This is a genomic window from Gemmatimonadota bacterium, assembly GCA_016719105.1.
Classification (GTDB): domain Bacteria; phylum Gemmatimonadota; class Gemmatimonadetes; order Gemmatimonadales; family Gemmatimonadaceae; genus SCN-70-22.
The window spans coordinates 156,532-179,631 of the sequence record JADKAQ010000016.1 but is presented as its reverse complement, the minus strand read 5'-3'; the positions used below and the strand labels follow the sequence as shown (position 1 = coordinate 179,631).

21 protein-coding genes are annotated in these 23,100 nt (G+C 69.2%); 2 read left to right on the top strand and 19 right to left on the bottom strand.

Going from position 1 to position 23,100, the window contains the following annotated elements; genetic code table 11:
- Positions 1 to 47: 47 nt before the first annotated feature.
- From IPN47_16870 to rpmE, 6 genes are all read right to left on the bottom strand, one after another.
- On the bottom strand, positions 48 to 1,625 hold the full coding sequence (locus tag IPN47_16870; GenBank protein ID MBK9409686.1) for a S41 family peptidase: 1,578 nt from the start codon (positions 1,623 to 1,625) through the stop codon (positions 48 to 50).
- Positions 1,626 to 1,628: 3 nt separating this feature from the next.
- Entirely contained in the window at positions 1,629 to 2,309 is a 681-nt protein-coding gene (gene tmk / locus IPN47_16865) for a dTMP kinase (GenBank protein MBK9409685.1), read from the bottom strand.
- Entirely contained in the window at positions 2,306 to 2,659 is a 354-nt protein-coding gene (locus IPN47_16860) for a YlbF family regulator (GenBank protein ID MBK9409684.1), read from the bottom strand. The genes tmk and IPN47_16860 overlap by 4 nt, the downstream gene beginning before the upstream one ends.
- A 190-nt stretch (positions 2,660 to 2,849) precedes the next feature.
- The gene (gene prmC / locus IPN47_16855) at positions 2,850 to 3,692 is read right to left on the bottom strand and encodes a peptide chain release factor N(5)-glutamine methyltransferase (GenBank protein MBK9409683.1); all 843 of its coding nucleotides are present in this window, start codon (positions 3,690 to 3,692) and stop codon (positions 2,850 to 2,852) included.
- A gap of 64 nt (positions 3,693 to 3,756) precedes the next feature.
- The gene (gene prfA, locus IPN47_16850) at positions 3,757 to 4,839 is read right to left on the bottom strand and encodes a peptide chain release factor 1 (GenBank protein MBK9409682.1); all 1,083 of its coding nucleotides are present in this window, start codon (positions 4,837 to 4,839) and stop codon (positions 3,757 to 3,759) included.
- Positions 4,836 to 5,042, bottom strand: coding sequence for a 50S ribosomal protein L31 (rpmE, locus tag IPN47_16845; protein MBK9409681.1), 207 nt, complete (start codon positions 5,040 to 5,042; stop codon positions 4,836 to 4,838). Before rpmE ends, prfA begins: the two co-directional genes overlap by 4 nt.
- A 359-nt stretch (positions 5,043 to 5,401) precedes the next feature.
- Between rpmE and IPN47_16840 the strand changes: the two genes are divergently transcribed.
- Together IPN47_16840 and IPN47_16835 are read left to right on the top strand one after the other, a co-directional pair.
- Entirely contained in the window at positions 5,402 to 6,076 is a 675-nt protein-coding gene (locus IPN47_16840; protein ID MBK9409680.1) for a Crp/Fnr family transcriptional regulator, read from the top strand.
- Positions 6,077 to 6,171: 95 nt separating this feature from the next.
- Positions 6,172 to 7,041, top strand: a complete 870-nt coding sequence (locus tag IPN47_16835) for an MBL fold metallo-hydrolase (protein MBK9409679.1) — start codon at positions 6,172 to 6,174, stop codon at positions 7,039 to 7,041.
- A 68-nt stretch (positions 7,042 to 7,109) separates the two neighbouring features.
- Here IPN47_16835 and IPN47_16830 read toward each other — a convergent pair whose 3' ends face one another.
- From IPN47_16830 to IPN47_16770, 13 genes are all read right to left on the bottom strand, one after another.
- The gene (locus IPN47_16830; GenBank protein MBK9409678.1) at positions 7,110 to 9,512 is read right to left on the bottom strand and encodes a carbohydrate binding family 9 domain-containing protein; all 2,403 of its coding nucleotides are present in this window, start codon (positions 9,510 to 9,512) and stop codon (positions 7,110 to 7,112) included.
- Positions 9,509 to 10,828, bottom strand: coding sequence for a DUF4105 domain-containing protein (locus IPN47_16825; protein ID MBK9409677.1), 1,320 nt, complete (start codon positions 10,826 to 10,828; stop codon positions 9,509 to 9,511). Before IPN47_16825 ends, IPN47_16830 begins: the two co-directional genes overlap by 4 nt.
- Entirely contained in the window at positions 10,825 to 11,829 is a 1,005-nt protein-coding gene (locus IPN47_16820) for a Gfo/Idh/MocA family oxidoreductase (GenBank protein ID MBK9409676.1), read from the bottom strand. Before IPN47_16820 ends, IPN47_16825 begins: the two co-directional genes overlap by 4 nt.
- Positions 11,830 to 11,929: 100 nt before the next feature.
- On the bottom strand, positions 11,930 to 13,195 hold the full coding sequence (locus IPN47_16815; GenBank protein MBK9409675.1) for a SpoIID/LytB domain-containing protein: 1,266 nt from the start codon (positions 13,193 to 13,195) through the stop codon (positions 11,930 to 11,932).
- Between the two features lie 126 nt (positions 13,196 to 13,321).
- Positions 13,322 to 15,718 carry a 30S ribosomal protein S12 methylthiotransferase RimO gene (rimO, locus tag IPN47_16810; GenBank protein MBK9409674.1) on the bottom strand — a complete coding sequence of 799 codons (2,397 nt, stop codon included), beginning with the start codon at positions 15,716 to 15,718 and terminating at the stop codon, positions 13,322 to 13,324.
- 63 nt (positions 15,719 to 15,781) lie between these two features.
- Complete coding sequence (locus IPN47_16805; GenBank protein MBK9409673.1) at positions 15,782 to 17,512, bottom strand: peptide ABC transporter substrate-binding protein; 1,731 nt, start codon at positions 17,510 to 17,512, stop codon at positions 15,782 to 15,784.
- A 94-nt stretch (positions 17,513 to 17,606) separates the two neighbouring features.
- Complete coding sequence (locus tag IPN47_16800; protein MBK9409672.1) at positions 17,607 to 18,107, bottom strand: YajQ family cyclic di-GMP-binding protein; 501 nt, start codon at positions 18,105 to 18,107, stop codon at positions 17,607 to 17,609.
- Between the two features lie 88 nt (positions 18,108 to 18,195).
- Positions 18,196 to 18,669: a DUF983 domain-containing protein gene (locus IPN47_16795; protein ID MBK9409671.1), complete on the bottom strand. Its 474-nt coding sequence runs from the start codon at positions 18,667 to 18,669 to the stop codon at positions 18,196 to 18,198.
- Positions 18,662 to 19,525, bottom strand: coding sequence for an RNA polymerase sigma factor RpoD/SigA (locus IPN47_16790; GenBank protein ID MBK9409670.1), 864 nt, complete (start codon positions 19,523 to 19,525; stop codon positions 18,662 to 18,664). Before IPN47_16790 ends, IPN47_16795 begins: the two co-directional genes overlap by 8 nt.
- A 158-nt stretch (positions 19,526 to 19,683) precedes the next feature.
- Positions 19,684 to 20,460 (bottom strand): signal peptidase I, encoded by a 777-nt coding sequence (gene lepB / locus IPN47_16785; GenBank protein ID MBK9409669.1) that lies wholly within the window; start codon positions 20,458 to 20,460, stop codon positions 19,684 to 19,686.
- Positions 20,460 to 20,864, bottom strand: a complete 405-nt coding sequence (locus tag IPN47_16780) for a hypothetical protein (GenBank protein ID MBK9409668.1) — start codon at positions 20,862 to 20,864, stop codon at positions 20,460 to 20,462. Before IPN47_16780 ends, lepB begins: the two co-directional genes overlap by 1 nt.
- A 121-nt stretch (positions 20,865 to 20,985) precedes the next feature.
- Positions 20,986 to 22,479: an aldehyde dehydrogenase family protein gene (locus IPN47_16775; GenBank protein MBK9409667.1), complete on the bottom strand. Its 1,494-nt coding sequence runs from the start codon at positions 22,477 to 22,479 to the stop codon at positions 20,986 to 20,988.
- Between the two features lie 148 nt (positions 22,480 to 22,627).
- A complete protein-coding gene (locus tag IPN47_16770; GenBank protein MBK9409666.1) occupies positions 22,628 to 23,065 on the bottom strand; it encodes a hypothetical protein in 438 nt (145 codons plus the stop codon).
- Between the last annotated feature and the right edge of the window lie 35 nt (positions 23,066 to 23,100).

The following is a 23,100-nucleotide window of genomic DNA, read 5'->3' as shown; positions in this document are numbered from 1 at the left end:
GCGTCGGGGGTCGGGCCGCGCGCCTCCCTGCGTGGTCGCCGAAGCCGTCAGTCTTTGGGCTTGGCTGTGGCAGCGCGCGCGATCACATCGTCCTGCGATTTCGCACCCGCGATCAACCGCTCGGCGGCCTGGATCACCTCGTCGTCGGCGATGGAGCGCCGCGCCTCACCCGCCGCTCCGAACACATAGCGCGCCACCTCGCGGGCGATGAGGTGCACGACGATCGGCGCCGCCGCATCGTAGATCGCCCGGTCGAAGTCGAAGCCTCGCCCCTGCATCTCCTGCCAGAGCCCGTCGCGCATGGCCGGCGTCACGACGAAGTCGGGAGAGGCGGGAGGGGCGGACGACTTGACGCGCAGCGCGTGCGCGGTGAGCGCATCGCGGAACTCGGGGACGCGCTTGCCTAACGCGCCGGCCAGCGCCAGCTCCTCGGGCGACTGTGCGGTGTCGCCCGCCGCGACGTCCGGGGTGATCCCGCCGCCGCCGAGGATCGTGCGCCCGGCGTCGGTCTTGAAGCGCGGCCGGTCCTCGTCGCTGGCCGGCTCCGCCTCCTCGCGCGAGCGCCGGTCGATCGAACGCCCCGACGGGGTGAACCACCGCGCCGTGGTGAGCTTGAGCGCCCCACCGGAGGTCGTCGGGTAGAGCGACTGCGCGCTCCCCTTCCCGAACGTCGTGCGCCCGACGAGCGCGGCGCGATCGTGGTCCTGCAGCGCGCCCGCCACGATCTCCGAAGCACTCGCGCTGCCATCGTCGACCAACACCACCAGCGGGAGCTTCGGCCAGCGCTGCGGCGTCTCGTCCGAGAAGGTGGCGTTGGCCTCGGGGATGCGCCCCTTGATGCGCACGATCTGCATTCCCTTGTCGAGGAAGAGGTCGGCGACGCCGACCCCCTGCGAAAGGAGCCCCCCCAGGTTGCCGCGCAGGTCCAGGATGAGCGAGGTCATCCCGGCCTGACTCAGCGAGTCGATCGCTCGCGATACCTCGAGCTGGGTCGAATCCGAAAAGACCTTCACGTCGATGTAGCCGACCCCGTCGGCCAACAGCGCGCTGCGCCGGACCGCACGACGATGGATCTCGCCGCGGGTGAGACGCACGGGGATGGGCGACGGCGCCCCGGCGCGCTCAATCACGATCTCGAGCGACGACCCGACGGGGCCACGGAGGACACCGCGAATCTCGTCGATGGTGAGTCCGCGGGTCGACTTCCCCGACAGCTCGACGATGCGGTCGCCACTCTGCAGCCCGGCGCGCTCAGCCGGCCCGCCAGGGAGCGGGGCGAGCACGGTCGGCCAGTTGTCGCGAATGTCGACCTGTACGCCAAGCCCGGTGTAGTTCCCGGTCGTCACCTCGTTGAGCCGCTTGAGGCGATCTGGCTTGAGGTAGAGCGAGTGGGGATCTCCCAGCTCCTCCATCATCCCGGTCAGCGCCTTGTCGAAGAGGTCGGGGGTGGAGACCGAGTCGACGTAGTAGCGGCGCACGTGCGTCACGACCTGGTCGAAGAGGCGCTCCCCATCCACAGGGCCGCTCGTCGAGCTGCTCAGGCCGCGGCGAAGGAGCCACCCGCCAAACAGCAGGGAGCTCCCCAACACGGCCATCACGACGAACAGGCGCGAGCGCATCGACATGAGTTAGTGATGAGACCCGTGAGCGCCCCGAAACGTTTCAGGCAAACGCGTGGCGAGCGCCTGCCAGATGCGCTCACTCACCTCGTCCTCCGAGCCCTGGGCATCGATCCGTACGATTGGACCGCACTCCGGGTGTCGCCCTTGCCACTCGTCGCCTGCAAACTCACGGAAGGCGCGCGCCACCCGCGCATGGAAGTCGTCGCCCGACCGCTCGATGCGGTCGTGCGCCCCGCGCACGGAGATGCGCGTGAACCCCTCGCCGTCCGGGAGGTCGAGGAGGATCGTGAGGTCGGGGACGAGCGTCCCGGTGGCGAAGGCGTTGGCCGCGCTGACGCCGGCGGCCTCGAGGCCACGGCCGGCGATCTGGTAGGCGTAGGTCGACAGGAAGAAGCGGTCGAGCAGCACGACCTCCCCCCGGGCGATGGCCGGCTGCACCACCTGGTCGACGAGCTGCGCGCGAGAGGCCATGAACAGGAGCGCCTCTGCGCGCGGCACGATGTGCATGCCCGGGTCGAGCAGGACGCGACGAATCTCGTCCCCCACCGGCGTCCCGCCAGGCTCGCGCACCGTGCAGTGCCCGACTCCCGACAGCTGCAAGCGCGCGGCGAGCCGGCGAAGCTGCGTCGTCTTGCCGACCCCCTCAGCCCCCTCCAGCACCACCAGCGCGCCGCGTGACACGATCAGCTGAGCGTGATGATGGGCGACGCGGCGCCGCTCTTGATCCCCTCGGCAATCCAGTTGTTCACCTGCATCATCAGCTTGTCGAAGTTCTCCTGCGCCACGACCGCCTGCTGGTACGAGGCGTTGACCTGCACGCGCCCCAGCAGTTCGTCCATCTCGCGCTCCATCTCGGCCGTCGGCTCCTCCCCCGCCTCGATCATGCGCTGGGCATTGGTGCGCAGCTCTTCCATGCGGCGCAGCATCGTCACCGAGTCCTTGTCGGCGCCGAGACCGTCGTTGGAGCGCTTCAGTGCCTTGTACTCGTCGCTCTGTCCGATCAATCGGCCGAGCTCTTTCGCCTTTTGGTCAATCATGTTCAGGTCCGTTTGGCGTGGCGCGATGCCGGCGCGCACCGTGAAGGGGGCGCCGTCGATGGCCGTCCGGTCGGACGGAACGCTTCAGTGCCACAGGAGCCGCAGCGTCGAGCGGCATACAGCAGGTCCAACGTCACCCGGTCGATCATCGTGTCGATCATCCGGCGCTCGCGTGCGCGACAGCCGTGCGTCACGCGCGCGCCCGACGCGTCGCGAGTACAAAGCGCTCTCGCCCCGTCAGGTCGTGCATCACCCGCACATCCTCGTACGCCCCGTCGGCGCCGACGAGCTCCGCGACGCGACCCGCACGCCGCGAATCGGTCTCGAAGGCCAGCAGCCCCCCCGCGCGCAGTAGCTCCCCGCCCCCCGCGACCACCGCGCGAGTCACGGCGAGCCCGTCGTCCGGGCACACCAGCGCCTGCGGTGGTTCCCAATCGCGCACGGAGGGAGGCAGCTCCAACGCCTCGGCGAACGCAATATAGGGAGGATTCGAAACGAGCACGTCCACCGTATCGGTGAGCCCGCCGAGTGGGGCGAGCGCGTCGCCGGCGAGGAACTCGACCGCCGCACGCAGCGCCGGCCGTAGTCGCTCGGCGTTCTCCTTCGCGACCGCGAGCGCATCGCCGGAGATGTCGGTGGCGATGACTCGGGCGAACGCCCCCTCGCTGGCCAAGGCCAGCGCAATCGCGCCCGACCCTGTTCCGACGTCGACCGCCATCCCCCCACGCCGCCCTTGGGGTGTGGCCAGGATCAGGTCGATGAGGTACTCGGTCTCGGGCCTCGGGATCAGCACCCGCTCGTCGACACCGAGCGTGAGGTGGCGAAAGGCGGCAGAGCGCACCGCGTAGGAAAACGGCGCCCCTCGCGCGCGCCGCTCGGCCCCGCCGGCGATGCGGGCCACCACGTCCGCGTTCAGTGCCACTCCCCCCGCCAGGGATGGCCAGAAACGTGGCTGCTCCATCACAGCGGCGATCAGGTCGCGGGCCTCGCCCTCGGCGGCGTCTCCCAGCAGCGGGCGCAGACGCGACGCCACCTCGCCCCACACCTCCGCGACGGTCGCCTCCGCTCCGGCGGCAATCCTTCCCCTCCCGGACACGTCAGGCGGGGGACGACTCGCCGGAGAGCTTCTCCTCCGTGTCGGCGAGCTTGAGCGCCTCGATCAGCTTGCCGAGATCGCCGTCCATCACGCGCGAGATGTCGTGCATCGTGAGGTTGATGCGATGGTCGGTGATACGGCTCTGCGGATAGTTGTACGTGCGGATCTTGGCCGAGCGGTCGCCCGTGCCTACCTGCGTCTTGCGCATGCGGGCACGCGCCGACTGGATCTCGGCGAGCCGCGCATCAAGGATGCGGGCGCGCAGCACCTCCATCGCCTTCGCCTTGTTCTGGATCTGCGAGCGCTGGTCCTGCTGCGAGACGACGATCCCGGTGGGGATGTGCGTGATGCGCACCGCCGAGTCGGTGGTGTTGACCCCCTGCCCTCCCGGCCCCGACGCGCGATACACGTCGATGCGCAGGTCTTTCTCATCGATGCTGACGTCGACTTCCTCGGCCTCGGGGAGCACCGCCACCGTTGCAGCTGACGTGTGGATGCGCCCGGCGGCCTCGGTGGCGGGGACGCGCTGCACGCGATGTACCCCCGACTCCCATCGCATGGCGCCGAAGGCGCCGTCGCCCTGGACCTTGAAGACGACTTCCTTGATGCCGCCGAGGGTGCCGTCGGAATGCTGCATGACCTCGATGCGCCACCCGCCGTGTCGTTCGATGTAGCGGGTGTACATGCGGTACAGGTCGGCGGCGAAGAGTGCGGCTTCGTCGCCCCCGGTTCCGGCCCGGATTTCGACGATGGCCGGGCGGTCGTCCAGGGGGTCGTGCGGGACAAGGAGCGGCTTGAGCTCGATGTCCATCTGCTCGAGGGCAGCCGACAGCCTGTCGACCTCCGAGGCGGCTTCGGCTGCCATCTCAGGGTCGTCAATGGAAACGAGCTCGCGCGCCTGCGCGAGCTCGTCCTCGTACTTCTCGATGCGGGACGCCAGTTCAACCACTGCGCCGAGTCGCTGATGCTCGCGACCGAGCGATGCCAGCTTCTTCGAGTCCTTCGCAGTCGCTGGATCGGAGAGATCGCGTTCGACTTCGGCGGCGCGTGCTACGGCGTCCGCGAGGCGGTCGCGGAGGCTCAGGCCGGCTTCCCAGCGTACTTCTGGCGGAAGCGCTCAACGCGTCCCGCGGTGTCCACGAGCTTCTGCTTCCCGGTGAAGAACGGGTGGCAGTTGGAGCAGATATCGAGGTGGAGTTCGCCGACCGTCGAGCGCGTCTGCCAGGTGTTGCCGCAGGCGCACTTCACGGTCGTCGTCGCGTACTCCGGATGGATGTCGGCTTTCACGGCGGCCTCTGAAGGTGCTGGTAAAGAGCTGCGAAATGTAGCGGGTCGGGTCTGGCGGATTCAAGTCGAAGGGGAGGAAAGACTTGTGATTCACGCCACAGACGGGGCGTGCGATTCCGGCAACCCTACGGTGGCGGCTGGCATGGGACGAAACGCGGGGTGTGGCTCCCCTCGCCTTCTTGCGCCGAAGCACTAGGAGACAGCGCACGGCGCGGCTGTGACGGGACCTCGTTCCCGGCGTCCTACTGGAGGTAGACCCTTCCTCCCCCGGAGCGCGTCCGCCCATGGCAGTCCTGCTCGCGATCGACCCGACGATTCCATCGTTTTCAGCACCGACCCCAGCTCGACAGGCACTCCGGATGGATATCAGCAACTTCCTTCGCTCCATTCCGATCTTCTCCAAGCTCGACGACGCCGAGCTGCAGCGCTTTGGCGAACTGACGCGGGAGAAGAACTATCCGAAGGGGAGCGTCATCGTCTTCGAAGATGATCCTGGTGATTCCCTCTTCATCGTACGCGACGGTCGGGTCAAGGTCGTCCTCATCGGCGAGGACGGGCGCGAGGTGATCCTCGGCGTCCTCGGCGTGGGCGAACACTTCGGCGAGCTCGCGCTCATCGACGACCAGCCGCGCTCGGCCCACGTCATCGCCATGGAGGATACCAACCTCCTGGTGCTGCGCCGCGACGACTTCCGCCGCCGCGTGGAGGCGAACCCCGCCGTCGCCTGGTCGCTGCTGGTCGAGCTGGCGCGACGCCTGCGCCGCGCCGACGCCAAGATCCACGGCCTGGCGCTGCTCGACGTCCCCGGGCGCATCGCCCGGCTCCTCCTCGACTTCGCCGAGGAAGGGGGGAAGGACACCATCGAGAAGCCGCTCACGCACCAGACGATCGCCCACATGATCGGGGCGAGCCGCGAGACGGTCTCCCGCACCATTCGCGACTTCCAGATCCAGGGACTCATCCGGGTGGAGCGCCGCCGTATCTCGGTGGCCAACCGCGGCACGCTCAAGCAGCTCGCGCAAGCCCGCGTCTGACCGTCGGCTGGCCGCTCCGCGAAGCGCGGGGCGGCCGGTCTGGTCGCGCCCATGCTCGTCCCTCCCTTCGCCCGCCTTCCCGTCCACCGGCCGTCGTGATGCGAGTTCGCTTCTGGGGAACGCGCGGTTCCTGTCCCTCCCCTGGACCGGCGACGGTGCGGTACGGTGGCAACACCACGTGCGTCGAAGTGCGCACCGACGACAACCACCTCGTGATCCTCGATGCCGGCACCGGCATCCGCGAGTTGGGGCGATCGTTGATCACGCGCGCCGACGGGAAGCCCATTCGCGGCGAGATCTTCTTCTCCCACGCGCACTGGGACCACATCCAGGGGCTCCCGTTCTTCACGCCGACGTTCCAGGCAGGGAATCACTTCACGCTGTGGGGATCGCCGTCGCTCGAACGGTCGCTGGAAGTCGTGCTGCGGCAGCAGATGAGCCCCGTCGTCTTTCCCGTGGGCTTTGACCAGCTCAGCGCGCGCATGGAAGTGCGCACGCTCGACCGGGAGGACCACGCGGGGCCCGGCTACGACATGCGCACCATCAACGTGCGCCATCCGGGGAGTGCGTTAGGCTTCCGCCTCTCGCCGTCGGCCCGGCCGGGGCGCTCGGTGATCTTCATCCCGGACAACGAACTCGACCCGTTCGGCGACCACGCCGACGCCGCCTCGTCTCGCGAGGCGCTGGTGGACTTCGCCCGCGGGGCCTCGATCCTCATCCATGACGCGATGTACACGGGGACCGAGTACATGGACCATCGCGGCTGGGGGCACTCCTCGTACCGCGACGCCGTGGACTTCGCGATCGCGGCCGAGGTGGAGACGCTGGTGCTGTTTCACCACGAGCCGGACCGGAGCGACGAGGCCCTCGACGAGATGCTGGCGCTCTGCCACAAGATGGTCGGCGAGCGCAATGGCTCGGTGAACGTCATCGCCGCCACCGAGGGGATGGAGCTGACGCTGTAGGGCGTCGCGCGCGACGATGCGCGCATGCCGCACCGTCGCGCCCCTCCCGTCCGGCCGCTCCTGTCCGCCTAACGACGGAGCAGGTACGCCAGCTTGAGGAAGATCCCGTCGTTCTGCCGCCGCAGGTCGGTGTCGAGCGGGATCCCCGGCGACCGCCAGCCATCGCCGTAGCCGATGAAAGCGGTGGTCCCCGGCGAGGGCTCGTACTGGATGAGCCAGTCGGTCCTGAGCGAGCGCAGGTCGGTGGCGCCCACGGCCTTCCCCTTGGCGTCGAAGAGCGGGAGCGTGGTGCCGCGCAGCCGCAACGCCGCCACGCGATCGGCGCGATACTGGGAGACCACACGGAAGAACAGCGCGCGCGTGGGCTGGTACTCGGCCTTGAGCCGCGGGATCGTCACCCGCGCATACGTCGACTGGTCACCGGCGCGCTGGATGCGCGAGTTCGTGACCGTCGCCTCGATGCGCGTCCCCGCTGACGGGCGCACGAGGAGCGATGCGGTCGCCCGCAGTTCGTTCCCCTCGATCCCCTCGACAAAGATCGGGACGGCGCCGCTCGAGAGCGAGACGGAGCCATTGACTCGCCCGAACACCGGCGAGGTGACCGAGAGGGACGACGACCAAAGGTCGCCGAGTCGCGTCGACGGATCCCAGGCGACGAGCTGCCCTTCGATCGTCGGCGCGCGCAGCCCCTGCGCCACGCTCTGGTCCACCTGGAAGAAGCGACGATTCACCGTCGGCGAGATGGACCACCCGCCGCGCAGCGTGATGAAGCCGCTGAGCTGGTCCTGCCCCTCGATCTGTGCGTCCTTCGACAGCGAGCCGTACTTCCAGTAGCGCGAGGGGCCGAAGAACACGGTCACGTTCTGCAGCAGCGCGCCAGGCTTCCCCAGAATAGCAAAGCGATTGTAGCCATGCGCGTACTGATAGCCGACGCGCGGGACGAAGCCGGCATCGCTCTGGAAGCGATCGCCGAAGCCGTACGCCGAGTAGTTGAAGCCCCAGATGCGCCCGGTGCGGTCGAGTGAGGCGCGCCAGGTGGGGGCGCTGCGCGTCTCGCTCCCGGTGGTAGTGAACGACTGCCCGTACTGCGTCTCGAAGTAGTACAGCTTCTTGAAGACGAACCGGTTGTCGATCGCCGCCACCGTGTTGCTCTGGTCGCCGCGCCGCCGGTCGGTGAGCGTGAGGCCGACGATGGAGTTGGCCGCGTAGTCGGCGCGCAGGCGGGCGATGTTGAACAGCGCGTCCTGCCCGGGAACCTCATCCAGCGCGGAGAGGAGTGCGACCCCGGCGCGCCCCAGCTTGCCGGTGAGCTTCCCCCCGGCGACGGGGTTGGCAATCTGGCGCGAGTACACGAGCTGCCCGGGGGTGGCGAAGAGCTCGATCCCCTCCAGGAAGAACGGACGCCGCTCGGGGAGGAAGAGGGTGAAGCGTTCGTTGACCGTCACCAGCCCGGCATCGGACTCCACCTGCGAAAAGTCGGGATTGACCGTCCCCTCGGCGGCAAACGACGGAAAGCCGAAACGAACGTTGAGCCCCGCGTCGAAGGTCCCGTTGTCGCGTCCGAAGGAGCCGTCAGTTGCACGCCGCCCCGACACCGCCTCGGTAATGAACGGCTGCAGGTCGGTCACCACGCCCCGTTCCACGTCTTCGATGCCGGCGAGCAGCCCCGATTGCGCCAGCATCGACGACGCCCCGCGCTGCGCGTCGGTCCACGTGTCCTCGGCCGCGCGCCCCGGGATGTTGCGCACCACCTGGATCCCCCATTTCTGCGCCCCGTTCGGGAAGCGCAGGCTCTTGAAGGGGATGCGCATCTCGATGAGGTAGCCCGTGGGCGTCAGGCGCCCCTTGGTCTCGAACCGGAAATCAGGATTGAGGTCGACGCTCCCGCCAAACATGTTGCCGGCGCTCGCCGCCCCTTCGGTACGCACGCCGTCCAGCTGCACCCCCAACGGGTTGGCGCCGAAGAAGAACGCACGGCGCCGATCGTTGAACGTATCGAGATAGATCGTGACCCGATCGTCGTTGCTGATGTTGTCACGCTTGGAGAGCGTCGCGCGCACCGAGCCGGGATCGCTGGCCGTGGCGATGATCGCGAAGTAGATCGCCTGCGCCGAGTAGAGGACGCGGATCTCCGTCGGCTCGACGGCGGGGCGCTGGTCGACCGGCTGGTACTGCGAGAAGCCGGTGAGGCGCGCCGCCCCCTCCCACGCGGGCTCGGAGAGCTCGGCATCGAGGGTGATGAGGTCCGACGTGCGCGGGGTGCTGACCGTCGGGGCGCCGCGCCCGGGATACTCGCGCGGCGACTGGGCGTTGGCCGCGACCGGCAGGGCCGCGACGAACAGGGAAAGGGCGAGCGATCGCATGGTGCGAATGTAGACGGGGAGAGTGCGGAACGGAGTCGGCGCGAGGAGGATCAGCGTGCGGGCGCCCCCCGCCGCGCCTAACGGGGCGTGGCGTCGACGTTCAGTCACTTGCGCCGCGTCGAGGCGGCGGAGGCCAGGCGCGCGGTGTGCTCCGCCTCGCGGTTCGCCGCCTGCTGCGCGAAATACACCACCCGCAGCACCAGCAGGTAGGCGACCAGGTTCACCGGGGTCGCGAAGGCGGCGATGGCACCGGACGGTTGTCCCCACGGCGTGAGCGCGAGCAGCGCCCCCACGAGCGTCAGCCCGGCGCACCCCCGCACGAGCACCAGCAGCGTGCTGCGCCAGCGCCGCCCCGAACGCGCGAAGGGGAGCAAGGCGGCCACCGCCAGCCACAACGGGTGGATGAAGAAGAGGTTCTGGTTCCCGTAGGCGGCCACGTGCTGCGTGACGGTCCACAGCAGGAAGAGGAGCAGGCCAAAGACGCCGGCCAAGCCACTCCAGGCGAGCGACACCGCCGTGGCGCCGACGCGCCCGGGGGTGCGGTACCCCACGAAGTAGAGCAGCAGCGCCACGCCCGCCCCCACGAGCAGCCCCCCCCAGGCGAGCGCCGGCACGTCCATGCGCTCCGCCTCTCGTGACGCGGTGAACAGCACCTCTTCGGACGTGACGAGCGGGACGAGGGTTCCCGTGGAATCGGGGATGCGGACGTCGCGCAGGCGGCGCTGCACCTCCATCGGGATGAACATCGCCTCCCAGCCCGTGATCGGGCGGTCGGTGGGGCCGCCGAGGGCGAGGTCGATCCCGGTGCGGCTCCAGAACATCCCATCCATCAGGCGCAGCGAATGGTCGCGATACGTCATCGTCGTCACGACCGAGTCGGTCGCGCGTCGGATGGCCCCGCCAAGGACCATATCGAGCACGTCTCGCACGCGGGTGGAGCAGTTGTCGCGGTAGTAGTCGTACCGGTAGAACTTGTTGGCGTCCTGCGCGTTCCACTCGACAAAGCGCCGGATGCTGTCCTTCTGCGCGGCGGTGAGGTTGAGGCGCTGGACGACGACCGAGCGGTTGTACTGCTGGTAGGCGAGCAGCGTCTGGACCGCGTCGTACGGCGCCATCCAGTACAGCATCTCCCCACGCAGGAAACGGGGGAGGAAGCCCGGCTGCTCGAAGGAGAAGGTCCCCCAGTTGTAGACGATGTCGGTCCCGGTACGGCGATCGCGGATGCCTAACGCATTGTGCCCGAAGCGTTCCCAGAGCAGGGAGCCCTGCCCCATCGTCATCACGTAGACGTCGAGCTCACTGCCGGGGACGTCCGTCGCGCCGGCCGATGGCGCGGCGGGGACCGGCGATGGCGCGCCCTGACCGACGGCCACCGCGGGGAGCACCAGGAGCGCGGCAAGGAGCCACGCCAGCACGCGCATCACAGGCGCACTTCCTTCCTTTCTTCCGCGGACTTGTAGGCCGCCTCGAGCAAGCGGTGCACGATCACCTGGTCGGTCGGGGCCTCGTACTCCACCTCGCCACGCAGCACCGAGACGAAGTGCGTGAGCTCGGCGCGATACGACTGGATGAACGCCGACTCGCGCGCCGCCGCCCCGGTGGGCGAGACGTCGACCGGCTTGCCGTTGAGCTCCTTCGCCACGCGCAGCGGGGCCAGGCGCGCGCTGCCGCGCGAGCTCAGTGTCTCGAACCACCAGCGTTCGTCGGTCCCCACGTACGACCAGGAGACGTCGATGCTGAAGGAGATGTTGTTGGCGCACTCGACCGCGAGCACCGCCGACTCCTCGACCGCGTTGGCGCCGCGGGCACGGTCGATGTGGCACCAGACGCGCTCGGGGACCGGGAAGTCGGCGAGCCACATCGCGAGGTCGACGAGGGGAAAGCCCTGCTCGAAGAGCGCGCCGCCCCCCGCTTCCTGCCGTCGCAGGCGCCACCCCTCGATCTTGCCGCGTGGATGGTACGCGCCGGCGCGCACCCCGGAGAGCTTGCCCAGCTCGCCGCCGCTCAGGAAGCGGGCCAGCGCCTGGACGTCGCTGCGGAACCGGTGGTTGTTGGCGACGAACACCTTGCGATTGCCGCGGGCCGCGGCGGCGAGGATTCGCTCGATCCCCTTGGAGGCGAGCGAGAGCGGCCGCTCGCACATCACGTCGACGCCGGCCGCCAGCAGCTGCAACACCTGCGGCTCGTGGAGGTGCGACGGCGAGGCCACGACCACCGCGTCCAGCTCGTCGTAGTCGAGGAGGTCGTCGATGTCGGTGAAGACGTCGGGGATGCTGAAGCGATCGGCGAGCGCCCGTGCCTTGGCCCGGTCGTTGTCGCACAGGGCGACGAGTTGTGCGCCGCGCAACTTGGAGAGGACCGGGAGATGGGCGAGCTGCGCGATGGCGCCAGCGCCGACGACCGCGATTCGAACGGGGGGATGCATGCGACCTGGGAACGGCGTTAGGCGTGCGGCGAATCGTGACAGCAACGGCGGCCCCGGCGGAGCCGTCCCTCCGCACCTGCGGCGGTGAGGGGGCCCCGCCTCAGGGGAGGCGCACGAGCACCGTGCCGGGATAGTAGGCCGCGAGGATCGACCGCACGTCGTGTCCTGCGCGGGCACGACCGATCGCCCCCCACTGGCACATCCCGACCCCGTGGCCGTTGCCCGAACCCCGAAGCGTCAGCTGCATGAGCCGGCCGTCACGCCCGATCACCGGCTCCAGCGAAAAATAGGTCGAGTTCAGGATCTCGCCACGTGCCGTGCGCAGCGTCGTGCGCATCTCCGTGCCGGAGAGTCGCATCGCCCCGCCGTCGGTCTCCAGCACCAACGAGGCGACCCGCCCCGAACGCGTGCGCGCCTCGATGCGAGCCTCACGCACCGATCCCCCCGCCGCCAGCATCCCGGCCCCATGCGCCCGCACGTACCGCGAGACCGCATCGTCCAGCGCGCGCCGGTCGAAGGTGCGCTCCCAGCGAAAGCGCGGGGAGATGTCGCACCAGGCGCCCCCGCCGTCGCGCGCATCCGAGACCCCGCGCAGGTACGGCTCGTCGCGCACCCCGCTCCACGCCTCCGTCGAGGCGACCGTGTGGCCGCCGCACGTGGAGTGATAGGGGGCGCGCACCACCGCCCCGTTGTACGACAGGACAAGCCCCTCGGTCGCCGCCACGGCCGCGTCGGCGATGGGGTGCTCCACGTCCAGCCCGCCGTAGACCTGATCGAAGGCGCCGCTGGTGAGGTCGTACGCGGCGGCCCGCCCCTCGCGCAGGCGCACCACCGTGTAGCTCCGCGCGGCGATCGCCTGCGCCTCGAGTGCGGGCGATTCGTTAGGTGACCGTACGCCCAGCTCGAGCGGGAGCACCCCACGCAGGTACCCCTCGAGGTCGACACGGTTGATCACGAGGATCGCCGTGTCGACCGCGGCGAAGGCCAGCGTTCCCCGATAGCGCCTGCCGTTCCACGTCACCGCCCCCCCGCTGGCCGCCGGCTCCAGGACGAACGGCTCGTCACTCCAGGCGGTGACGCGCGTCCCGCCACCAAAGGCGACGCGCACGCGCCGGTTACGCCGCTCGATCACCCAGTCGGGCGCGCCGCTGCCCTGCGCGTGCACGCGTCCCCAGGCATCCGTGAGCCGCCACCCCCCTTGGGCACCGGCAGACGCCTCGCTCCCCACCGCACCGACGACGACGCGCACCTCGCCCCCGCCTTCCGACGCGCCCTCGCCTCCGCGCGCAGACGCGGCACGCCCCTGCCCCGCTACCGCCGCCAGCGGGAGCGCGATCCAGCAGGCCAGGGCAAGCCACGCGCGCATCAGAATGGGGAATCTCGGGTGGGGGGAAGCGCCTAACGAACTCCCCCCAAGGACGCCCCCAGAACCGGGGGAGTCACGCCGCGAGTCCCTGCCGCCGCCCCGCGGGGGCAGGGCGCCCCCGCACACTCAGCGCCCGAAGCTCCCGACGCTCCCCGGCGCCACCGGGAGGACGCGCCGCGCCGACGGCGCCGGGGCCGCCACGGGCGCATCGAGGACGCGGATCGCGGTGGCCCGGAAGTCGTAGTCGTCGACGACGTCCTCGAGGCGGACCTCGACGATCGTCCCGGCAGCGACGTGGGCGAACGCGCCCATGGTGACCCACGTCACACCGTCGATGTCGTCACCCTGGGCCTCCAGCCGCCCCTGCGCGACCCCTTCGGCGTTGGCGGCCTTGTCGATGAGGACGCGCGCCGTGCGACCGATCCACGACTCGTAGCGCTCGGCCGTGATGAGGCGTTGCAGCTCCTGCACCCGCTCGAGGCGCGCCCGCTTCACCTGCTCGGGGACGTCATCGACCATCTCATGGGCCTTCGTCCCCTCCTGCGGCGAGTAGGTGAACGCCCCCACGCGCTCGAGCTGCGCCTCCTCCAGGAAATCGAGCAGCTCCTGGAACTCCTCCTCGGTCTCGCCAGGAAAGCCCACGATGACGGTGGTGCGAATGGCCACGCCCGGGATCTGCTCGCGCAGCGCGCGCAGCTTCTCGCGCTGCTTCGCCTTGCGCTCGGGTCGGCGCATGCGCGCCAGCACGGAGTCCGACGCGTGCTGCATCGGGATGTCGAGGTAGCGCACGATGCGCGGTTCGCGAGCGATGAGGTCGAGCATCGCCGGCGACAACCCGGCACTGTAGATGTAGAGCAGTCGAAACCACGGGATCGTGGTCTCGAGCAGCAGCGCCTGCAAGAGCTCGGGAAGCGCGGTGCCATCGCGCACGTCGCGCCCGTAGTGCGCCAGGTCCTGCGCCACGAGATTCACCTCGCGCGCCCCCTGCGCCTCGAGCAGCTGCGCCTCGCGCACCACGTCGCCTAACGCGAAGGAGCGGTGCTTGCCGCGCATGAGCGGGATGGCACAGAAGGCACAGCCGTGGTCGCACCCCTCGCTGATCTTGAGGTAGCGCACGTGCGGCAGCTCGCCGGCGTACAGGCGCACCCCCGGGTGCTGCAGCAGCGGCGCATCGTCCAGCAGCCCGCGCGACTCGAGCTCGGGAATGAGGCGGTCGCTCTCGGCGGTCGACAGGAAGAGGTCGACCTCGGGGAGCGACTCCTCGAGTTCGGCCTTGTGCCGCGTGACCATGCAGCCGACGGCCGCCACGAGCTGGCAGCGCCCGTCCTCCTTGTGCCGCGCCGCCTCGAGGATCGCCTCCAGCGACTCGCGCTTGGCGGCGTCGATGAAGCCGCACGTGTTCACGACGATCACGTCGGCGTCGTCCATCGACTGGGATCGCTCGGCGCCGTGCGCCACCAATTCCGCGATGTAGCGTTCGGAATCGACGGTGTTCTTGTCGCAGCCTAACGTCAGGACGGCGAAGCGCATGCTACGGGAGGCAGGAGATCGGGGACGGGAGCTCAGTACTGGCGCGCACGATCCACCTCCCACCGGGTCCGTTCGCCCTTCTCGAACGCCGCCAGGCATTCGAGGAAGCCGGCCGCCGCCCCATCCACCGTCGTCAGCCCCGAGATGTGCGGCGAGATCATCACGCGCGTGTCGAGCCAGAGCGGCGACTCCAGGGGGAGCGGCTCCACCTCGAACACGTCGAGCGCCGCCCCCCTTGAGCCAGCCGTTGTCGAGCGCCGCGGGAATCGCCGACTCGTCGATCACCGCGCCACGACCGGCATTGATCAGCACCGCGCCGCGGCACGCCGACATCACGTCCCGGCTCACCAGGCCGCGCGTCTCGGCCGTCAGCGGCAGGGTGACGATGAGCCAGTCGGCGATCGCCGCCATGTCCTTGAGCGCCGACACCTGCGCCATCGCGGCAAAGACCGAGGCATCCGCTTCGCCCGACCGCGAGACGCCGTAGGTCTTGCATCCCAGCGCGTTGAACAGGCGACCGACGCTCGTCCCCACGTCGCCGGTGCCGACGACCACGGCCTTGGTACCGCGGAGCAGCGTGAGGTCGCGCGGCGCCCAGCGATGCAACCGCTGGCACTGCGCGAGGTCGACGAGCTGCTGCGAGTACGCCAGCGCGCGCGCCAGCGCCCACTCCGCGATCATCGGGCCGAACGACTCACTGCTGCGCGTGAGGAGGATCTCTCGCGGTAGCTCCGTGGGATACAGCCAGGCGTCGACGCCGGCGCCCGTGCAGTGCACCCAGCGGATGTTCCCCATCGAGGGGAGCGGCGGACGCTTGAAGCCCACGTACGCCTCACCCCAGGCCAGGTCCGCCGGGGTGAGCTCCGTGAACTTGTTGCCGCGGATCTCCAGGTCAGGGCGCGAAGCGCGAAGCGCCTGGGCGAGTTCGGCGTGCGCGTTGGCGCCGATGACGATGCGACGCGGGGCGAAGGCCCCGGGGACGGGCGAGGACATGGGGACGGCGGTCGAGCGGTCGGGCGAGGAGGGCCGAGCGCCCTCCTCGCGCGACAAAGCTAACTATGGTGCGCCGGACTTGGCCGTATCTCCACCGGCGACCGGGAGGAGCGGGGCGCCCAGCGGGATCTTGTCGCGGGCGATCCGCTTGTCGGGGGAGATCTTCCAGTCGGCGATCGTCGTCCACCAGCCCGAGGCGGGCATTGTGACCCCCTCGATGCGCCGGCTGATCCCCGCCACGGGCTTGGGCTCGTACAGGAAGATGGCCGCGGCGTCTGACTGGATCTGCGCGTAGGCGCGCTGGTACAACGCCTTGGCGCGCACCGGATCGAACTCGGTCATCGCGGAGTCGAAGGCGGCATCGACGGCGAGGTTCGAATACCCACCGAAGTTGCTCCCTGGGCTGTCCGGGTTGGCGGGTGAGCCGAAGGTCCCGCGCGCATCCGACGGACTCGGGTCGGCATGCAGTCCGTGCATCATCGCGTCGAACTTCCCCGACTGTATGCTCTCGATGAAGGCGTTGAACTCCATGTCTTCCAGGGTCACGTCGGCGCCGACTTCCTTCCATTGCGCCTGGAGGATGACCGACGCCTGGCGCCGCGCGGAGCTCGACGACGGCGCGAGCAGGGAGAAGCGCAGCGGGCGCCCTCCCTTCTCGCGAATCCCATTGCCGTCGGCGTCGCGCCAGCCTAACGAATCGAGCATCGCCTTGGCGGCCGCGACGTTCTGGCCGGGGATGGCGACGGTCGTGTCGGCCGCCCACTGCGCGCGTACCACCGGGCCGAGCCCGGTGTAGGCGAGGGTGTCGAAGACGTTGCGCGTCACCGCCTGCCGATCGATCGCGAGCGTGAGGGCGCGCCGCGTGGCCAGATCGCCCAGCACCGGATGCGACTGGCGGCGATTCCCTTGCGCGCGGACGTTGAACAGGACGAAGCCGTAATCGAGCCCCTCGTAGGGGAGCGCACGCGAGGTCGTCGACGCCTCGACCTTGGCCAGCGGCTCGCCCCGCAGCATCTCGACGAAGTCCGCTTCCTCGTTCACGACGCGTCCCCAGAGCGCCGTCGGGTCCGGGGAAATGCTCCACATCACGCGATCGATCGACGGGCGACCGCGGAAGCTGGCGGTGTCGGCCACGAGTTCGATCACCGCCCCCTTCTCCCAGCGGCGGAAGCGGAATCGCCCATTCCCGACTGGGGCGCGGGCGAACTCTGCCTCGCGCACCTTGTCGCGCGGAAGGCTCGCCAGCAGGTGCTCGGGCATGACCGTCAGGTTGTATACCAGCGAAAAGAACTGCTCAGCGCTGCGTCGCGAGAACCAGGCGACCGCGGTGAGCGAGTCGGAGACGGAGATGGAATCGATCGACTCGAGCCCGCCGGCCTGCCGCGAGGCCACCACGGGGTCCTTCGTGAACTCGAGCGAGAAGCGCACGTCGCGCGCTCGCACGGGCTGGCCATCGTGCCAGCGGGCGCGCGGGTCGAGGTGGAAGGTGATCGAGAGCGAATCGGCGCCCCACTCCCATGACTTCGCGAGGCGCGGCTGGAAGCCGACATCGCCAATGGTGTTCATGGTGGCCGGCATCGCCGCCAGCGGCTCGAAGAGCTGGTCGATGACCTGCTTGCCCACGAGCTGCGTCACGAGCGCCGGCAAGAGGAAATCGGCGTCGGCCGCGGTCGCGATGATCACGGTGCCACGTCCCTCGTCGCCGGCGGGACGCTCGCCGCCGCAGGCGGCGAGAAGGAGCGCGGCCACAGCAAGGGCGAGCGGGCGGCGAGTGCCCTGACGCGAGGTCGGCATGGAACAGGATCCTGGGGTGAAGGCGATACGCTGCAGACGCGCCACGTCGCGGCCGGGCAACCTCCCCTAACGAGACGCGACGACGGCTTCTCGACTACCGGAAGTTCCCGAACTTCAGTTCGACCCCGAAGTCGGTGGAGCGAAGGAGGGCGATCGCCAGCTGCAGGTCGTCCTTGGACGGGGAGCTCACCCGCACCTGGTCCCCCTGGATCGCTGCCTGCACCTTCTTGAGCTTGGCCTCCTTGATCGTGGCCGAGACCTTCTTGGCCGTCTCGCCATCGAGCGACATCTTGAGGCCGATTTCCTTGCGCAGGGTGTCGCCGCCGGCCGACTTGGTCTCCCCGACCTCGAGGTTCTTCACCGGGACACCGCGCTTGATCAGCTTGCTCTGCAGGATGTCGACGAGGGCGCGCATCCGGAGGTCGTGCTCGGCGGTGAGGACGAGCTTGCCCTCGGTGCGTGCGAACTCGATGGCCGCCTTCGACCCCTTGAAGTCGTAGCGGGTCGCGATCTCCTTGTCGGCCTGGTTGACCGCATTGTCCACTTCCTGCAGGTCGACGCCCGTCGTGACGTCGAAGGAACTCTGTTGGGCCATGGGAGTCGTGCGTTGCGTGCGTTACGGGTGGTGCCAGCGTCGGGAATGAGGGGTGCGACTCGCGGCGGCTCGCGCGTCTGACCCGAGGTCAGCTGTCCTGTTCGGGACGGAACGAAAGATCGAAGGCGAGCCAGACGAGCTTGGAGATCGGATAGAGAAGGATCGGGGCGAGCGCCATCCCGACCGGGGCGCCAATGGAGATCCCGTCCCACGGGACGGTCGGCCACATGAACACCAGGACGGCGACGAAGATCCCGGCAAAGAGGAGCTCGGCGAGGATCAGGTTGAACATCATCCCGCCAAGGAAGTAGTCGGGCTCCCCGCGCTCGAGCGCTCGCGTGCAGTGACCGCAGGCGGGGCGCAGCCGAAACCAGTTCACCAGCACCGGCCCTTTTCCACAGTGCGGGCAGTGCAGCGTGAGTGCCCTGCCGACGAGGACGAGAATCCGGCCGAGGCCGGGGAGGGAGAGATCGAGGTGCTCGTTGTCGTCGCGCAGCGCGCGCGGCCCTGGTGCCGACGGTCCACCGAGCTCCCCCCGCCCGTCTCCCGTCCCGTTACCCAAGGTACGACTCGAGGGCCCGCGCGCGCGACACGTGCCGCAACCGCGACAGCGCCTTCTCCTTGATCTGCCGCACGCGTTCGCGCGTGATGCCTAACAACGACCCGATCTGCTCGAGCGTCATCGGCTCCTCGCCGTCGAGCCCGAAGTAGAGCCGCAGGATCTTGGCCTCGCGCTCCTTGAGCGACGACAGCGCCTCCTCGATCGACTCCGTCAGCGCCTTTTCGAACGTCTGTTCGTCGGGCGTCGGGTTCAGGTTGTCCGGGAGGTAGTCGAGGAGCTTGTTGTCCTCCCCGGGCGTCAGCGGCGCATCGAGCGAGAGGTGCGCCTGCGAGATCGACATCGTCTTGGCGACTTCCTCTTCGGTGATGTCCATCCCGTCGGCGATCTCGGCGTGCGTCGCCTCGCGCCCGAGTTCCTGCAGCAGCGCGTTGGCGCGCTTGCCGATGCGGTGCAGCGTGCCGGCGCGGTTGAGCGGGACGCGCACGATGCGCGATTGTTCGGCCAGCGCCTGCAGGATCGCCTGGCGGATCCACCAGACCGCGTAGGAGATGAACTTGATCCCCTTGGTCTCGTCGAACTTGTGGGCCGCGCGAATGAGGCCGAGGTTCCCCTCGTTGATCAGGTCGGACAGCGAGACGCCCTGGTTCTGGTACTTCTTCGCGACCGAGACGACGAAGCGCAGGTTCGAGCGCACCAGCTTGTCGAGCGCTTCCTGGTCACCCACACGAATGCGCTGCGCGAGGAGGACTTCTTCCTCCCGCGTGATGAGCGGATACGCACTGATGTCGCGCAGGTACTGGTCGAGCGAGCCTTCGTCGTACGACGACTTCTTGGAAGCGATGCGTCCTGCAGCCACGTGGGCTCCTGGTGAACGGCGGTCCGGGAACGCCAGGGCGTCGCCCGGAGAAGTGCTGACGACTGACGGAGGGAAACTACAGGCCATCTCACCAATGGTCGACGGCTCCTCGCCGGCGCGGTGCGCCGGCACGCCGACGACCCTTGGTGCGATGGCTTCTAGCGCACGCGGTCGCCGAGTCGATGCCACCGAACCCGGGTCAGGAAATCCAGCTGCGCCGACGAATCGGGGACGTAGCTGTAGTACACCACCATGGGCGTCCCGCGAACGAGCGAATCGGGGACGAAGCCCCAGTAGCGCGAGTCGAGGGAGTTGTCGCGATTGTCGCCGAGTACGAAGAGATGCTGCGCGGGGACGACCAGCGGCCCCCAATTATTGCGAGATGGGTGATAGCCGGTCGAGGCCTCGGCCGTACGCACAAGGTAGTCGCGTTGCCACCGAAACTCGTCACCGGCCGGGTCGGCGCCCGGATCCGTGTGCCGCACGTACGATTCCTGAAGGCGCACCCCGTTCCGGAACAGGATCCCCTCGGTCATCGAGAGGGTGTCGCCGGGAACTCCCACCAGGCGCTTGACGAAGTTCTTGGAGGGATCGGACGGCCACTGGAAGACCAGCACGTCTCCCCGCGCCGGTGTGCGGACCGCCGGCAGGCGCTTCCCGGTGAAGGGGACCTCGGCGCCGTACACCAACTTGTTCACCAGGAGGAAGTCGCCGACCAGCAGCGTCCCCTCCATGCTGCCGCTCGGGATCTTGAACGCCTCGACGACAAAGGCGCGAATGACGAGAAAGAGCAGGACGGCGAGTTGGAACGACTTGGCCCATTCCCACAGGAAGTGCAGGATGCGCGGACGCGTCGTGTTCACGCGCTCCAGCGCCGCGGCCCGTTCCGTCTCGGTGATCGTTGCGCGCGAGTCCGGCGCAGCGGTGCCGTGCATCATCGCCCCTCTCCTCGCCAACTGAATCGTGCGCCGATCGACTCGGCGGCGCCCCGCACCTGCTCCGCGGCCGCGAGCGGCAGCCGCACGGCTACGACGGTGTAGCGACCCTCGGTGGCACTCCCCAACTCACTGATGCCGACGCCCGACGCCACCAGCGCCCCGCGGGTGCGCGAGGCGAGGTCGGGCATCGAGATCGCCGCCAGCACCGCCGTCCCCTCCCCCGCCACCACCGGCGCCGCGCCATCGGTCACACTCGGCACGGTGCCTAACGTCCGATCGACCGCCGCGCGGATCGCCGCACGACTCACCGACGCGCGTGGTCGCGCGCGTTCGTGCGCCCGTCCGAGCGTTCGCTCGACGCGCGCTACCAGGTCGTCTCGTTCGGAGGAGGTCAGCACCATCGGAGTTTGGGGCAATTAACCCGCGACCCACAGGGGCCGCAACCACGCGGCCGGGCGGGCCGCGCGCTTCGCCCGGACCGGAACGGCGGGGAGACGCTCCCCGGCCGCCCGGTGGCCAGGCCTAATCGCTGTACGTGTCGATCTGGGCCTTCTGCAGCGCGCCGGAATAGTCGATGTAGCAGACCTTCGTCTCGGAATAGAACTCGTACACCTCCCACCCCCCTTCGCGGTGTCCGTTCCCCGTCTGCTTCACCCCACCGAAGGGGAGATGCGCCTCGGCGCCGATCGTCGGGGCGTTCACGTAGGTGATCCCGTTGTCCAGCTCCGACATCGCCCGGAACGCCAGCTCCACGTTCCGCGTGTACAGCGACGACGAGAGTCCGTACTTCACGTCGTTGTTGACGGCAAAGGCCTCGTCGGCCGTCTCGACCTTGATGACCGAGAGGACCGGGCCGAAGATCTCTTCCTGCTCCAGGCGCGAGCCTGGGCGAACCTGCGTGAAGATCGTTGGCTCGAAGAAGTTCCCCTTGGCGAGCGCCGCCCCCGTCGCGCGCTTTCCGCCGATCGCGAGCTGCGCCCCCTCCTCGATGCCGATCTGTACGTAGCGTTCGACCTTCTTCAGCGACTCCTCGTGAATGAGCGGACCGACGTCGGTCCCGGCCTGCCGTCCGTCGCCAAGCCGGAGTCCCCGTACCCGTTCGACGAGCATGTCCACCAATCGGTCATGCACGCCGCTCTGCACGATGAGGCGGGAGGTGGCGGTGCAGCGCTGCCCCGTCGTCCCGAACGCCCCCCACAGCACCCCTTCCAGGGCGAGGTCGAGGTCGGCGTCGTTGAGGACGATCTGGGCGTTCTTCCCCCCCATCTCCAGGGAGAGGCGCTTGTGCATGCGACCGCACGTTTCGCCCACCTTGGCCCCGGTCTCCGTCGACCCGGTGAACGAGACGAGCGGGACGTCGGGATGCTCGACGATCGCGGGCCCCACCGTCTCCCCGACCCCGTGCACCAGCTGGATTACCTCGGGAGGGAGCCCCGCCTGCAGCATGATCTCCACCAGCACCGCCCCCGTGTGCGGGACGTCCTCGGCCGGCTTGAAGACGCAGGCGTTTCCGCACACCAGGGCCGGGAACATCTTCCAGGTGGGGATGGCCATCGGGAAGTTGAACGGCGTCACGATCCCGGCCACGCCGATGGGGCGACGGAAACTCATCGCCCACTTGTTGCGCAACTCACTGGGGACCGTGTGGCCGAAGAGACGGCGTCCCTCGACCGCCGCGTAGTAGGCGGTGTCGATCCCCTCCTGCACGTCGCCGCGCGTTTCGGCGAGCGGCTTGCCCATCTCGCGGGTCATGAGGTCGGCGATCTCGTCCTTCCGCGCCGCCATCAGGTCGCCGACACGGCGCAGCACGTCGCCGCGCAGCGGTGCCGGCGTCTTGCGCCAGAGCTCGAAGCCGCGCTGCGCCGACTCCACCGCACGCTCGACGTCTTCGACGCCCGACAGCGGGAAGCGGCCGATCACATCCGTGCGGTCCGCGGGGTTGACGTTCTCGAAGTATGCGCCGGTGGTCGGAGCGACCCATTGGCCGGCGATGAAGTTCTTGAAGACGGGAGTCATGGCGCGCGGTACGAGTCGTCGGGGGACGGCGATGGGGAGGACGGGAGGGGAGAATCGCCGGGAAAGCTAGCCGGAAGGCGACACAAGCGAAGTGCGCCGCCCGGTGCGGGCGGCGCTTCGAGAGGGATCTGGCGCCGCGTTGCCGGCGCTAGCTGCACATCCAGACGGTGGGGTGTTCGGGGGTCGGCTTGGCATACCCCACGCGCGGCAGCACCTCCATCCCCGCCAGGATCATCCCCCAGAGGATGAGGAGGAGCGAGAGGACGTGTCCCTTGGCGCTGCGGTGGCGCCAGGTCCAGACGGCGGTCCAGATCCCCGAGATCGCCACGACGCCGGTCGCCGCGAGGTAGCCGAACAGCCCGACGCCGCAGCGGGCGCTGTACGGCCAGAACAGCATCCCCGCCCCCAGCGCCACGGCGAGCAGCAGGCGCAACGCGACCCCGAGGGTCGACGTCGACGCCTGCTTGGCGACCACCTCGGCCTTGGCCTGCGGCGTGGGCGCCGCCTTGGTTGGCAGGAGCGCCTCGTCGGAAATCGACTCGAGCTGCTTGTCGATCTTCTTGAGTTGTTCGTCCCAGTTAGTCATCGCAGGGCGGAGGACGGGAAGACGAGAAGACGGGA

Excerpts from the sequence above, each read along its gene's own strand:
- IPN47_16770 (MBK9409666.1), bottom strand. The coding sequence starts at position 23,065 with ATGACTAACTGGGACGAACAACTCAAGAAGATCGACAAGCAGCTCGAG.
- IPN47_16780 (MBK9409668.1), bottom strand. The coding sequence starts at position 20,864 with ATGGTGCTGACCTCCTCCGAACGAGACGACCTGGTAGCGCGCGTCGAG.
- IPN47_16815 (MBK9409675.1), bottom strand. The coding sequence starts at position 13,195 with ATGCGCGCGTGGCTTGCCCTGGCCTGCTGGATCGCGCTCCCGCTGGCG.
- IPN47_16775 (MBK9409667.1), bottom strand. The coding sequence starts at position 22,479 with ATGACTCCCGTCTTCAAGAACTTCATCGCCGGCCAATGGGTCGCTCCG.
- lepB (MBK9409669.1), bottom strand. The coding sequence starts at position 20,460 with ATGCACGGCACCGCTGCGCCGGACTCGCGCGCAACGATCACCGAGACG.
- IPN47_16840 (MBK9409680.1), top strand. The coding sequence starts at position 5,402 with ATGGATATCAGCAACTTCCTTCGCTCCATTCCGATCTTCTCCAAGCTC.
- IPN47_16820 (MBK9409676.1), bottom strand. The coding sequence starts at position 11,829 with ATGCATCCCCCCGTTCGAATCGCGGTCGTCGGCGCTGGCGCCATCGCG.
- IPN47_16860 (MBK9409684.1), bottom strand. The coding sequence starts at position 2,659 with ATGATTGACCAAAAGGCGAAAGAGCTCGGCCGATTGATCGGACAGAGC.
- IPN47_16805 (MBK9409673.1), bottom strand. The coding sequence starts at position 17,512 with ATGCCGACCTCGCGTCAGGGCACTCGCCGCCCGCTCGCCCTTGCTGTG.
- rimO (MBK9409674.1), bottom strand. The coding sequence starts at position 15,718 with ATGTCCTCGCCCGTCCCCGGGGCCTTCGCCCCGCGTCGCATCGTCATC.
- IPN47_16870 (MBK9409686.1), bottom strand. The coding sequence starts at position 1,625 with ATGTCGATGCGCTCGCGCCTGTTCGTCGTGATGGCCGTGTTGGGGAGC.
- IPN47_16800 (MBK9409672.1), bottom strand. The coding sequence starts at position 18,107 with ATGGCCCAACAGAGTTCCTTCGACGTCACGACGGGCGTCGACCTGCAG.